The organism is Paenibacillus massiliensis 2301065 = DSM 16942 (assembly GCF_000377505.1).
Classification (GTDB): Bacteria; Bacillota; Bacilli; order Paenibacillales; family Paenibacillaceae; genus Paenibacillus; species Paenibacillus massiliensis.
Map to the genome: position 1 here is coordinate 293,239 of NZ_KB898187.1, position 11,412 is coordinate 304,650.

General features: G+C 42.6%; 15 protein-coding genes and 2 pseudogenes. 8 read left to right on the forward strand and 9 right to left on the reverse strand.

All coding sequences use genetic code 11. From position 1 onward, the window contains the following. Nucleotides 1-233: 233 nt before the first annotated feature. The 3 genes and pseudogenes from D328_RS0107855 to D328_RS31875 all read right to left on the reverse strand — a co-directional run. Complete coding sequence (locus D328_RS0107855; protein WP_018884433.1) at nt 234-1,115, reverse strand: nucleoside hydrolase; 882 nt, start codon at nt 1,113-1,115, stop codon at nt 234-236. A gap of 123 nt (nt 1,116-1,238) precedes the next feature. Beyond that, a complete protein-coding gene (locus D328_RS31490; RefSeq protein ID WP_026281059.1) occupies nt 1,239-1,544 on the reverse strand; it encodes a Dabb family protein in 306 nt (101 codons plus the stop codon). Between the two features lie 54 nt (nt 1,545-1,598). Next, nucleotides 1,599-1,808: pseudogene (locus D328_RS31875) on the reverse strand (heme-binding protein); the annotation flags it as partial. An 18-nt stretch (nt 1,809-1,826) separates the two neighbouring features. On the opposite strand from D328_RS31875, the gene D328_RS31880 reads away from it, so the two are divergent. The 3 genes from D328_RS31880 to D328_RS0107870 all read left to right on the forward strand — a co-directional run bounded on the left by D328_RS31880 (nt 1,827) and on the right by D328_RS0107870 (nt 2,872). Next, nucleotides 1,827-1,973, forward strand: a complete 147-nt coding sequence (locus D328_RS31880; RefSeq protein WP_169445789.1) for a helix-turn-helix domain-containing protein — start codon at nt 1,827-1,829, stop codon at nt 1,971-1,973. Between the two features lie 114 nt (nt 1,974-2,087). Next, nucleotides 2,088-2,306: a DUF1348 family protein gene (locus D328_RS0107865; RefSeq protein ID WP_018884435.1), complete on the forward strand. Its 219-nt coding sequence runs from the start codon at nt 2,088-2,090 to the stop codon at nt 2,304-2,306. A 35-nt stretch (nt 2,307-2,341) separates the two neighbouring features. Continuing rightward, nucleotides 2,342-2,872 carry a TetR/AcrR family transcriptional regulator gene (locus D328_RS0107870; RefSeq protein ID WP_267879784.1) on the forward strand — a complete coding sequence of 177 codons (531 nt, stop codon included), beginning with the start codon at nt 2,342-2,344 and terminating at the stop codon, nt 2,870-2,872. 226 nt (nt 2,873-3,098) lie between these two features. On the opposite strand, the gene D328_RS0107875 is transcribed toward D328_RS0107870, so the two are convergent. After that, entirely contained in the window at nt 3,099-3,380 is a 282-nt protein-coding gene (locus tag D328_RS0107875; protein ID WP_018884437.1) for a hypothetical protein, read from the reverse strand. A 183-nt stretch (nt 3,381-3,563) separates the two neighbouring features. On the opposite strand from D328_RS0107875, the gene D328_RS28570 reads away from it, so the two are divergent. After that, nucleotides 3,564-3,965 carry a winged helix-turn-helix transcriptional regulator gene (locus tag D328_RS28570; protein ID WP_051091107.1) on the forward strand — a complete coding sequence of 134 codons (402 nt, stop codon included), beginning with the start codon at nt 3,564-3,566 and terminating at the stop codon, nt 3,963-3,965. 170 nt (nt 3,966-4,135) lie between these two features. Here D328_RS28570 and D328_RS0107885 read toward each other — a convergent pair whose 3' ends face one another. After that, complete coding sequence (locus D328_RS0107885) at nt 4,136-4,465, reverse strand: hypothetical protein (protein WP_018884438.1); 330 nt, start codon at nt 4,463-4,465, stop codon at nt 4,136-4,138. 287 nt (nt 4,466-4,752) lie between these two features. Here D328_RS0107885 and D328_RS0107890 point away from each other — a divergent pair, with 287 nt between their 5' ends. After that, nucleotides 4,753-5,535, forward strand: coding sequence for an SDR family NAD(P)-dependent oxidoreductase (locus D328_RS0107890; RefSeq protein ID WP_018884439.1), 783 nt, complete (start codon nt 4,753-4,755; stop codon nt 5,533-5,535). A gap of 26 nt (nt 5,536-5,561) precedes the next feature. After that, a pseudogene (locus tag D328_RS31495) lies at nt 5,562-5,666 on the forward strand (GNAT family N-acetyltransferase); the annotation flags it as partial. Between the two features lie 111 nt (nt 5,667-5,777). On the opposite strand, the gene D328_RS0107895 reads toward D328_RS31495, so the two are convergent. Beyond that, a complete protein-coding gene (locus tag D328_RS0107895; protein WP_018884440.1) occupies nt 5,778-6,656 on the reverse strand; it encodes a PhzF family phenazine biosynthesis protein in 879 nt (292 codons plus the stop codon). Nucleotides 6,657-6,741: 85 nt separating this feature from the next. After that, complete coding sequence (locus D328_RS0107900) at nt 6,742-7,695, reverse strand: ketopantoate reductase family protein (protein ID WP_018884441.1); 954 nt, start codon at nt 7,693-7,695, stop codon at nt 6,742-6,744. A gap of 164 nt (nt 7,696-7,859) precedes the next feature. On the opposite strand from D328_RS0107900, the gene D328_RS0107905 reads away from it, so the two are divergent. Further along, nucleotides 7,860-8,411, forward strand: a complete 552-nt coding sequence (locus D328_RS0107905) for a TetR/AcrR family transcriptional regulator (protein ID WP_025677267.1) — start codon at nt 7,860-7,862, stop codon at nt 8,409-8,411. A 180-nt stretch (nt 8,412-8,591) separates the two neighbouring features. Here the strand turns inward: D328_RS0107905 and D328_RS0107910 are convergent, their stop codons facing one another. After that, entirely contained in the window at nt 8,592-9,896 is a 1,305-nt protein-coding gene (locus tag D328_RS0107910) for a helix-turn-helix transcriptional regulator (protein WP_018884443.1), read from the reverse strand. A 167-nt stretch (nt 9,897-10,063) separates the two neighbouring features. Between D328_RS0107910 and D328_RS0107915 the strand changes: the two genes are divergently transcribed. Continuing rightward, the gene (locus D328_RS0107915) at nt 10,064-10,681 is read left to right on the forward strand and encodes a GNAT family N-acetyltransferase (protein WP_018884444.1); all 618 of its coding nucleotides are present in this window, start codon (nt 10,064-10,066) and stop codon (nt 10,679-10,681) included. Nucleotides 10,682-10,771: 90 nt separating this feature from the next. Here D328_RS0107915 and D328_RS0107920 read toward each other — a convergent pair whose 3' ends face one another. Then, complete coding sequence (locus D328_RS0107920) at nt 10,772-11,362, reverse strand: GNAT family N-acetyltransferase (RefSeq protein ID WP_018884445.1); 591 nt, start codon at nt 11,360-11,362, stop codon at nt 10,772-10,774. Nucleotides 11,363-11,412 lie beyond the last annotated feature (50 nt).

Consider the following 11,412-nt stretch of genomic DNA (forward strand, 5'->3'; position numbering starts at 1 on the left):
ATTAATCAACAGTTTATGATAAATCATCTTTTATGGCAAGCTTTTTTTATAAAGTAAGTAAGCTGGTCAGTACATGAATAAAGGCAACCAATCATGTAGATCGGCTGCCTCCTTATTTAGATGATTGCTTTAAATATTATTTTACCTATAGAGTCTATCATAATTCCTTGAGAAGGCTCTTTTCTAGTAATCCATTTTTTTATCCTCACCCCAGCCCAGCCGCCGTCACGGTTTTAACTGTTTAATGTGGATGACAAGATTTGATAGAAACGTTCCTTATCTACTTCTCGTGAAATTTCCACGTTTCCATGTTGAGCCGGTTGAAATGAAGTGCCTCCCATAAAGGCTTCCTCACGGGTTTCAACGCGAACAAAACCTTTTTCAAATTGACAAACATCAGGATGAAAAATACAAACCGCCGCCAATGGGTCATGTAATGTCAACTTATTCGAACTTTCAAGCCACGAATTGCCAAAACTAAATACGGCTTTCATCAAATCGGAATTCGCAAGTAATAGCTCTCCCGCCTTGGCTGCCTCTATGGTTAATTTGTCTGTGATTTCAAGCGTAATGGCCCGGTTGATCGCTACTTTGGAAGCAAAAACAATGTGGGATGCGAGCGGGTCAGCCCATGAGTTCCAATTGTAGTAGGCTTCCGGCAACTCCTCTTGACCAAAATATCCATTCATCATATAGAGTCCATTTAACAGGTACGGGGCGTCCGGATATGTGTTAAACAGCGTTGCAATATTGGTCATGTTTCCAATACCGAGTAACACAATCTCATGTGGATTAGCCCTGATCAACTCATACATAAATGCAGGCGCATCCGATTTTTCATAGACATCATGTTCCCAGTTTGGCAATGCTGTCGCACCGTCCGGGGTCGGATATACAGGAACAGGCTGCAACGTTGTATCCAACCCCGCAACAATCGGAATATCCCTTTTAACGGTTTTACAGATGGCACTGGCAATGGCCGCCCGCTTCTCCGGTTCTCCACACACCGTTGTAATGCCAACTAAGTTACACTGCGGCTCTTTTAATAAATAGGCCAGACAAAGGGCATCGTCAATATCGCCGCCAATATCGGTATCAAGCAGTATTTTCTTCATGTATGGATCCTCCTGTATTAGCAATTAGCCCGATCTGTCCCATAGCATTGAAAGCAAAAAGCCGCTAAATAGCGACTTTCCGTGGGAACATGTAACTGGCCCTAGACCATGGGTGTCTTACGATTAAAGGACTCCATAGTCAATTTCCATAAACTGTGTAACTTCCTTCTCCCACCGCTCGGATACAAATTCAATGTGCATAGGATGTACGTTATACATTTCATAATCTTCTTTACTGTTAAATACCATAGAAAATCCAAAATCAAAATGATTCTTGGGACTGATTTCACGAAACACCTGGAAATTGTTCACCGTAGGTATGCTACTTAACATGGTTTTACCATCATGCAGGAACTGTGCTTCTTCAGCTGAGCCCTTCTCGTGTTGAAGTGAAAATACAACAGAATGGATGATTTGCTCTTTTCCCATTGATATCGCTCCTTTAGTCATTAATATTGTAGTGATGGGCAATACGTGAATTGGAAATCCGCCTCCATCATCCACATAATCATATGAATCTACTTGAAAAACCTCGGTTAACGTCTTATTATGCTCTTTCAAACTGAAATGAAGCTTTAAAGTGCTGCTATGAAAGCGATACACCGTATTTGTCTTCCTTCTTAGCCATTCGGCGTGATCCGGGGTCTTTCCTTCTAAGGCTGCATGGAAAATTTGCTGCCTCCCTTTGGACATATCTACTGCAATTTATTAATGTATTCTAAATATTCATATAGTGAGATTGCGACCAACCTCGGATTTTGCTCCCAAAGTCATTTCGGCAAACACTTCAAATTAATCACTCAACTTACACCTAAGCAATTTCGCGATAAATATGGAATAAGAGATTATATTCAATAAGCACAACCAGGTTAGGAGCCTACTTGTGCTTATTATATATATCCAGTTTAGCTTGCACTTCTAAACCGATCGTTTTATACTATACCAAATGAAACGGAAGGCGAGGAGATTTTATTGAGTACAATCACTCCCCCATTTACCCGCGAATCCGCAATTCATAAAATCCAGATGGCGTATGGGAATGAGAATTGTGAGGTTGCTGCCGGTAGTCTGATGAAGCGTAGGCTCGCTTCGATCAATGATATGCCGATTAGCGAAGACGAACGTAAAATTCATTGGCCGCTCGGTCGGCGTCGGGATGATCATCCTGGTCTTACCGATCTGGGCCTATGACTCGTACTGTATTCGAAAGGGCCGATGTTATTCCTATGGTTGCTGAGGTATTTCGCGAGCTTGGTTACGAGGGTGCATCCATGAGTAAAATTACAGCCCGCACACGTCTTTCAAAAGGAAGCCTGTATCATTTCTTTCCTGGGGGGAAAGATGAAATGGCCGCTGAGATTCTCGCGCACATTGATCAATGGTTCACAGGCCACATATTTGAGCCGCTTGAACGGGACGAGCCCCGTGAAGCTATCCAGAACATGTGGCGAGAGGTCAATGCTTATTTTCAGTCAGGTCAACGAATATGTCTTGTTGGTGCTTTTGCTCTTGACGAGACACGAGACCGATTCGCTTCCATCATTCGGCAGTATTTTAAAAGATGGGTCGATGCCTTATGTGCCGCAATTGTTCGAATAGGAGCATCTATGGAGGCTGCTATCAAAATCTCCGAAGATACGGTTGGCAGTATTCAGGGGGGATTAATACTTAGTCGAGCACTCCATGATCCGACCGTTTTTGAACGTACATTAGCAGGAATCACCGAGCGAGTAACGATATTTATAGAGGAGATTTGAACAAAAGCAGCCGACGACTGGCTGCCAACAGTGATTGTGCTACCGCTTGTTCTTCGTGTCAGCAGGTATCCCAATAAATCCAGTAAGCCGAATCCCTCCCCCATTGCCGCCACCAACTGGGGGAGCAGGATTTCGAGAGGCCACCATTCAAGGGATTACGTATCAAGCCGACCTCTACCGTGGAACGGTCTATTTGCATTTTACTGACAAATACCCCCTTACACCGTCAATTCTTATGAAGAACAGATGCATCATGTTCAGAGGTCACCATGTAGCTTGCGATTTCTTGTATTACTTGTTCACACGAGCTAATCTCTTTGATTCCCCCTGCTGATGGAGAAACACTAATAGTGCCATGATCTAAGTTCCCCAAAAGAAGAGCCTCTTTATACCCGTTTTTATGGTAAGGAATCGCCTCTTCAGCCTTCCCTTCCTGGATTAAGCGATAAGCCATTATTCCAGCTGGTGTTGGAATAGTTCTTTCGTGTGCTCCCGCGAGCTCAATCATTTCTTCACTTTTTACTCCGATGATGGCTTTCTTTGCAGCAGCACTAGCCGGATTTTCTACAGTCGCTATGAGGAAGCAATCAATGTCTTTTATAATAATGGAGACCTCTATGTTTTAGAAGAAGGCAATAATAATGGACATAGTCGCATGTTTAGTACTAATAGATGTTTAAGGAAGGACAGAATGTATGACGCGAATATGCAAGGATGGATTTCACGGAAGTTTAAGGAACATCATCCTATGATTTTTGGGATGGCTTACACACAGAACGTGCTTTCAGGACGCTGGAAATTTCTTATTATATGGTTTTTGAAGAATCAAAAACGACGGTTCCATGAGATTAAATCATTTCTCAGTAGTATTTCTCAGGGATCTTTGACCAAACAGTTAAGAGAATTAGAGGAGAACGGTTTTATTGTAAGGGAAGTATTTCCTGAGGTTCCGCCACGAGTAGAATATTCCCTGTCTGAGAAAGGACGCGACTTCTTACCTATTTTAGAGATGATGGAGAAGTTTGGAGAGAAGCATGGAGAAATACAAAATATAAATAATACTAAAATCAGTAGTACTACTGATGAAATCTAATGTGAATTTTGTGTATGTACACCTCTAATCTGTCATCGCGCTGTTCCTGTCCATTGCAGAAATCGGTACAAGTTCGTGAGTCTACTCGGAATATGAATTTATACCGAAAACATAAAAAAAGCCGCTACCATAGCGACTTCAATGAGAATATGTACTTGTCCCTCGACAATTCACCCGCAATTGCTCTGTAGCTTGTTTAATCCCTTTAACAGAATGGTTGTTTTTTGAATATCTCCGCCACGATCAATATATGCAGACCATTTAGGGAACACCTCTTTGAAGAATTCATTTCCTAAATCAGTTAAATCAGAGCTTCGTAGTACCAAATCGTCCCTGAGCGAACCATCTTCTTGGAAAGGTTCTATAACAATTAACTTGTGCTCCACTAAAAAATTCATTAGTACCGTTGTCATGGAATGAACTTGCTGTTGATAAGACAAGCTTTTGCTTCTTTTTAACATCGTCGGATAACTATATCTTAATATACTCACGCTTATCACCTCGGATTCCACCTACTCGCTATGACTATTCTAACGGATACGTAAATTTCCAGTCAAATGAGGAGCAGACAAAATATGACCTCTTCCAGCAGAGCGTGAAGACGTATCTGATGGTTAATTAGTGGTGGGGCATCCAATCCATGCGTATACGCCGGAAGAAATGGTTCTTTCCATCGGAAGATAATGAAGATAAGTATAGTTCTATCTGTGCTATAATGTAAAAATTAGGTTGTCCTCTAACGAAAATCGTAATTCCAATTAGTCTAGACATTTAGGGGGAGAAATGAATGGATTTAGGATTGAAAGATAAAATAGCACTAATTACAGGTGGCAGCAAAGGGATCGGATTAGAGACAGCAATTATTCTAGCAGCGGAAGGCGCAATGGTGGCAATTGTAGCCCGCAACGAAGCTCCTCTTCAAGTCGCGGCGCAGTGTATTAAGGAGACTACAGGGGCAGATGCGCTAGTCATCACTGCAGATATTTCAATAGAAGCAGAGGTACGACGTGCGGTGGAGCAGACTGTAGAACATTTCGGTGGACTAGATATTTTGGTTAACAATGCTGGAACCGCAGCAGCTAATCGCTTTGAAGAGGTCAGCACCGAAAGCTGGACTTCAGATTTGGATTTGAAATTGTTCGGAGCAGTACATAGTTCTAAGGCGGCCGTTCCTCATATGCGTCAAAGAGGCGGTGGTTCCATCCTTAATGTGACGGCGACGGCAGGTAAGGCACCATCTGCGTCGTCTTTGCCAACATCAGTCAGCCGTGCCGCAGGACTTGCCCTCACGAAGGCCATGAGCAAGGACCTCGCCAAGGACAATATTCGGGTTAATGCCGTGTGTATCGGTCTCATTCGTAGCGATCAGATTGAGCGGAAGTGGAAGGCATCAGCACCAGAACAAAGCTGGGAGGAGTTCGCTTCCGACCCGAGTCATGGCATCCCACTCCAGCGAATTGGTCAGACAGACGAGGCGGCAAAAGTGATTGCTTTTCTTGTGTCAGGAGCAGCCTCCTATGTAACAGGAACTGCCGTGAACATAGACGGTGGTACATCCCCCGTATTATAAAAAACGATGATGTAGTTATATATTTTAAACGCGAAGGACATCTGTTGCAAAATTACATGTCAAAAGGAAATTGGGTAGATGAGTATCAGTATGCGGTCCTCCAGTCAGTATGGTTAACTAGACATCGTTGATCGTAACACACATAAGCAGCCTGCCAGCAGGCTGCTTGAGCCACATTCCTTCAATCTGGTTCTATGATTGCAAGTTCTCATCCTTTCCAATCAACAGGTGTGCTGGTCCGTTTAAATCATGATATGTCTTCGTTCCATACCAGCTACTGCACCGCCAACCCGGACCTGTTTGATTTCACCGCGATCGCCCAGGAGCAATCCTGCTTTGATTTCGGAAGGGCAATCCATCGAATACCCCTGCCTGAAGGTGACCTGCTCCACCTCCCCCATAGATCGCTGACCATGGCGGAACAAATAGCTGAGCAAGGCACCGTTGGATGTTCCTGTCGCGCTCTCCTCAGGAATATCATAAAGTGGAGCAAAATTTCTACATTCTGCCACAGCATGGTCTGGCGTATCTATCGTGAACAGATGATATCCAACCACATCATATTTTTCGCTAATGGCGGTTATGGCGTCAAAATTTGGCTGAACCTCATTCAAGAGCTTCCTGGTGCGGATCGGGATTAAAATGTCCCGCAGCCCCGTCGAGACAATCTGGATGGGCAACTCGCTTCTCAGAACCTCAGGCTCTATCCCCAAGGATGGTGCGATTTCCTCACAGGCTATCTTTTCATGAAATTGTGGTAAAGCCTGTGCTAAGTAAACAAGACCTTCAGAGCTAATATCCACCTCCAAAATTCCTGCTTTGGTTTCAATCGTATAGGAGGCTCCTGCTTTAGCCAGGCCCAGCGAATGCATGAGTCCAAATGCAGCAATCGTGGCGTGCCCACACAGATCAACCTCGTTGACGGGGGTGAAATAGCGGATTTTGTAATTCGCTATCATGGATTTCTCCACAAAGGCTGTCTCGGAGTAGCCCAATTCCTTCGCTATGAGCTGCATTTCAGCAGCATCCAGTGAAAGGCTATCGTCCAAGACTACGCCTGCAGGATTACCGCCACGCTCACCTTTCACAAACGCATGTAACGTATACACTTCCACATTCATATTCCGCTCTTCCCCTTCTTCAATCCAATAAAACCACATGTATTATTGCACGTATCAATATACCATGCTCCACAGAAATATGAACTCATGGGTATTCTTTTTTTCTTTCATGTTGAAATTGGATAAGCAACTCCGCCTCCAACGCATCCCAGCTCGGGGTAGGCACATCCGACTTGGCTCTCTCCTCAGTAAATGCCTCAATCAGTGCCTTGAGCTCTACTGCCGTCCCATCAATCAATCGGCTCACCGGGAGCGCGAAGAAAAGCTTCATGGCCCAGCGGGTTAAGCGTGGATGGCGCGTAATCCAAGATGCTTGCGCCACTGGGGTCAGCGGATACCCTAATGAAACCAGTACGCGGAAGCCCTCCCCCATCGCGGCCACCAACTGACGCATTCGCTTGTCGTCCCGGACAATCTGTTTCATCTGGAAGCGATGGAACAGAATGACCATGTTCATAGGCACGACCAACACCATGTGATTTTTCAGCCAGGCATCGATCTGATGATGATGGTTGAGCTTGTACTTGGTTCGCATGAATGCCTGCTCCAGCAGGGAGTCGAAGGGAATAGCCCCGTTTAATCCCCCGATGACCATCTGCCCGTGGCCGGCACGTATGCAAATGGCTTGCCCGTTCGCACGTGTACCCCCGGTAGTCTGGAATCCAAATGCGACCTGCTTGGGAGAGCGCCCAGATTTGCTCAGATAGTCCTGCATAGCATAAGTATCCATATTGTTGCCGACTAGTACGATATGACGGCTATCGTTGTCTGCGAGGATCGGCAGCACAGCCTCGAAATCTGAAAATTTCATGGTGACGAAGATCAGGTCATACGCGTCACCTGGCTCCAGTGTTCGAATCACACGAACCGGATCGACGGTTGTCTTGCGCTGAAGGTAATGTCGGATGACCAGTCCAGACTGTTCTAGTTCCTCTGCTCGTTTTCTTCTTGCCAACACGGTCACGTCATGCCCACCCCGTATGAGGACATGCGCCAGATAGCTTCCTTGCACACCTGCACCGTACACGAGTATATTCAATTACATCCTCTCCTCCTACAATTAACAGTTGTTGAATATCTAACATCTGTGTACTACAATCAAGGTATCATTCGAATGGATGCAAGCGCAATGGCTAATAACATTCGCTTTTGTTGAGAAATGAACAACGGATGCTGGATGTGTTCAAGAAAGAGGGGAAGATTATGGATCGACGTATTATGCGATCAAGACAAATGATTATGCAAGCGTTCATAGGGCTGCTGGGGGAGCAGGATTTTGAGAGGATTACCATTCAGGGGATTGCGGATCGGGCCAATGTCAACCGCGGAACGGTCTATTTGCATTTTACAGACAAATATGACCTCCTGGAACAGAGTGTGGAGACGTATCTGATGATGCTTGCTGACAGCTGCGTACCGGATGAAGAGGCAGACACTTTACTGTCCCAGGATCTGCTGATTCGTACGTTCACGTATCTGAAGGAGCATGCAGCAATCTATAGCGTTTTGATCACTAACAAAGGCATTCCGGCTTTCAGACACCGCATGACACAGATGATAGAAACGAATATAACCGTGGTGGTGAACCATATGGAACTGCGTACCGATATCCAAAGAGATGTGCTGGCACAATTCTTATCCGTTTCTATCACGGGGTTGATTGAGTGGTGGATCGTCCAATCCATGCCATATACCCCAGAAGAAATGGTCGAACAGATGACCAAGATTCTGGAGGCCAGACTGCAGCTATGGTGAACCCTTATCTGAGCCAGACATCTTTGGTTTTGAACTCAACATTTAGCTATGCATCGAAATCGGTAATCGAAGCCAGTCCTTGTCCATTTCGGCAATTAGCCTGTTTGATATCAACTAGATTCATATGTTATCTCTAAATCCTTGTTAAGGAAATAGAGTTAAAGACTGCTTTCGTCTGCCTCATCGAATTTCAATTCTCCATCCCTTCAATTGCTCTGACCCATAAGTAAGGGAATATTTTTGAATGAGCTGCTGTATGGTTACTATCTGTTCTGAAATAGCTTCACTACTCGCTTTCACAATAAATACAGGATGAATATCGTTTTCGCTTAATATTTTTATAATCAATGTCAGAATTTTAATATCACTGTTTAGAGGATCGGATATTTCATCAAATCCAAAAACTTTGTATGGACTTATATTATTAACCTGAAGAATCATCTTAAGATACTTATGTGAGTTGTTTTTGACTAATTCAGGTATTTTTATCAAATACGGAGAAGTTGAATTTTGATCATAGGGTCCAAATATATCGAGGTTAATCCATTTGTTTTGTTCACTGCCAATGGTTTCGTGACTGTAAAATAACCCAGGATGCCTTGGAAGAACAAATGCTGGATCGATTATTTCCCTGCAGTATTCTCGCATCTCATGCTTTTTCTTATTTTCTTTGCGAAATTCTTTCGGTCCCTCTGGGAAAATTTTATTGAATTTTTGATAAAAATATCTAGGAGAAGAAAAACCACTCTCGATTGATATTTCAACTAGACTTTTGTCTGTAGTTAATAATAGTTTTATAGCGTGCTCAATTCTTAAGTAATGAAGTAAATTTTGCAGCGTATCTCCTATTAACAATTTAAATTGTGATGATAAATAATCTAAATTTAAATACTCCTCTGTAATTTTAGCAATATCATTTAAAGATGCCTTGTTGGTGTAGACCCTGCTATTAAATAAATATTCATATAGTTTCTCCATCCGTTGCAGCTTGGTTGGGTTTCCTTCGAAAATTCTTTTGACATTAAAATTTGTAGTGAGTAGATCCAACAGTTGTTCTGTTATGTTCATTAGAGCTAAGAAGCGGATCTCACTCTTGTTTACAATTGGCGATATTAACGTGCAAATTGTTTCATTCATTTCTTTTATTCGTCCTAACCCTAGATAGGTGCCAGGGCTAAATTCATGCGCAAACCAGATTTTTGATATATCCGGGCAATACTCTTTTGCGAATTCAGCATCTATATTTATTTGGAGTACTAAATTATTTTCATTAGTCTGAAATAGACGGTGAACTTGATTGATATTGAAAATTTCTATTGCACCGACCCCTAATTTCCTGCCTTCGTCTGCAATTGCAACATGAATGCTACCTTCCAATACAATCACGACTTCAATGGAATTATCCCACCGAAACGGTTCATCTTTGACTCTTAGAAGCTGCGCTTTTAAGGGAGTATTTTGGGCCAAAAAACGTCTGCTACTCATCTTTTATTTCCTCCTCTCAATTCAAATATTAATAAGCAGCAAATAAATGAGTCTAAGAAATGTACCAACAACTCAAAGAAATGTGAATTGTTCACTCGTCTTCATTTGAGGAAAATGAAATACAGAACAACAATGAAATTTAAAATCAAGAATTGGGGGAGAAATCATTGAATCAAATTGAAATCACATCGAAGCTTAATCCACAACAACAAGAACAAGTTGCAAATTTATTTTACGAAGCTTTTCCATTGAAAGTAAAACATCTATGGTTTTATGCAAAAACTAGAGAGCAGGCAGTTGAGCTATTATCTCAATCTATTCAATTTGAACAAGGTATATATGCCATAAGAAATGAAGAAGTAATTGGATTTCTAGGATACAATATAGGAAAAAAAGCCTTTACACCTGCGAATTATACCGCTTTTCGGAATGTTTACCCTCCATTCATAGCGATTTGGCGATTTTTATTTTACACGTTTTATTTAAGGTTCCATTTATACAAAGAAAATATATTGCATATTGACCCTATTGCTGTGTCTGTAAAAGCTCGTGGCAATGGAATAGGGAAGTTGCTATTAAACAAGATAGAGCAACTCGCAAAAGATATGCAAATCACTAAAATAAATCTAGAGGTTGTTGATACTAATCCGTCAGCACAAAAATTATATGAACGTTTCGGTTATATTATCAAAAAAGAACTTAAGTCCAGCTCATTTACTGTAAAAGCTGGTTTCAAAAAGGTGATATTTATGCAAAAATGTTTAGAGTTCACTACCACGACCTAATCTGCACGTTACTTGAACAAAAGCAGCTGATCATGTTAATCAGCTGCTTTCTTCCTTTCTAACAATTAAGAATATAAAGAGCTCCCAAAATCAGAAAATGGAATGCGATGCGCATATGTACTTCGACATTTCACTTTTTAATTGTGCGAACACCGCAAGATCAATGTACCTGCCTTTCTCAAACTCATGCTGACGAAGTACACCTTCCTGTTGAAAACCAAGCTTGTGCAGCAGACGAATGGATGCCTCATTCTCCGGTTCAACCTTTGCTTCGATCTTGTTCAACTGCATGCGCATGAATCCAAAATGCAGTACAGCACGAGCCACTTCCGCCATAACGCCGCGGCCCCAGTAGTCGGAATGCAGATCGTATCCGACCTCTGCACGGTTATGTACATTTTCATAATTCAGAAACCCACACGTTCCAATTACACGACAGGACTCACGGTCTTCAATCATCCAGCGCAGACCCGTATGTTCTTTGAAAATCTTCGCATACCAGCTCATCTCTCCCCTAGCATCCTCTTCAGATTCGAAGGGAGTAAACGGCATATACTGCACCACGGCTTCATCCGAATATAATGCCAATAGATCCTGACTGTCCTTGTCCTCGGGTGCCCGGAGAATGAATCGTTCGGTCTGGATTAATGGAAATAAATCAAATGCAAATGGATCACTCATGCTCGGTCTCCTCTGTTTTATAGTTACTTGGTTCATTCACAACGATGCGT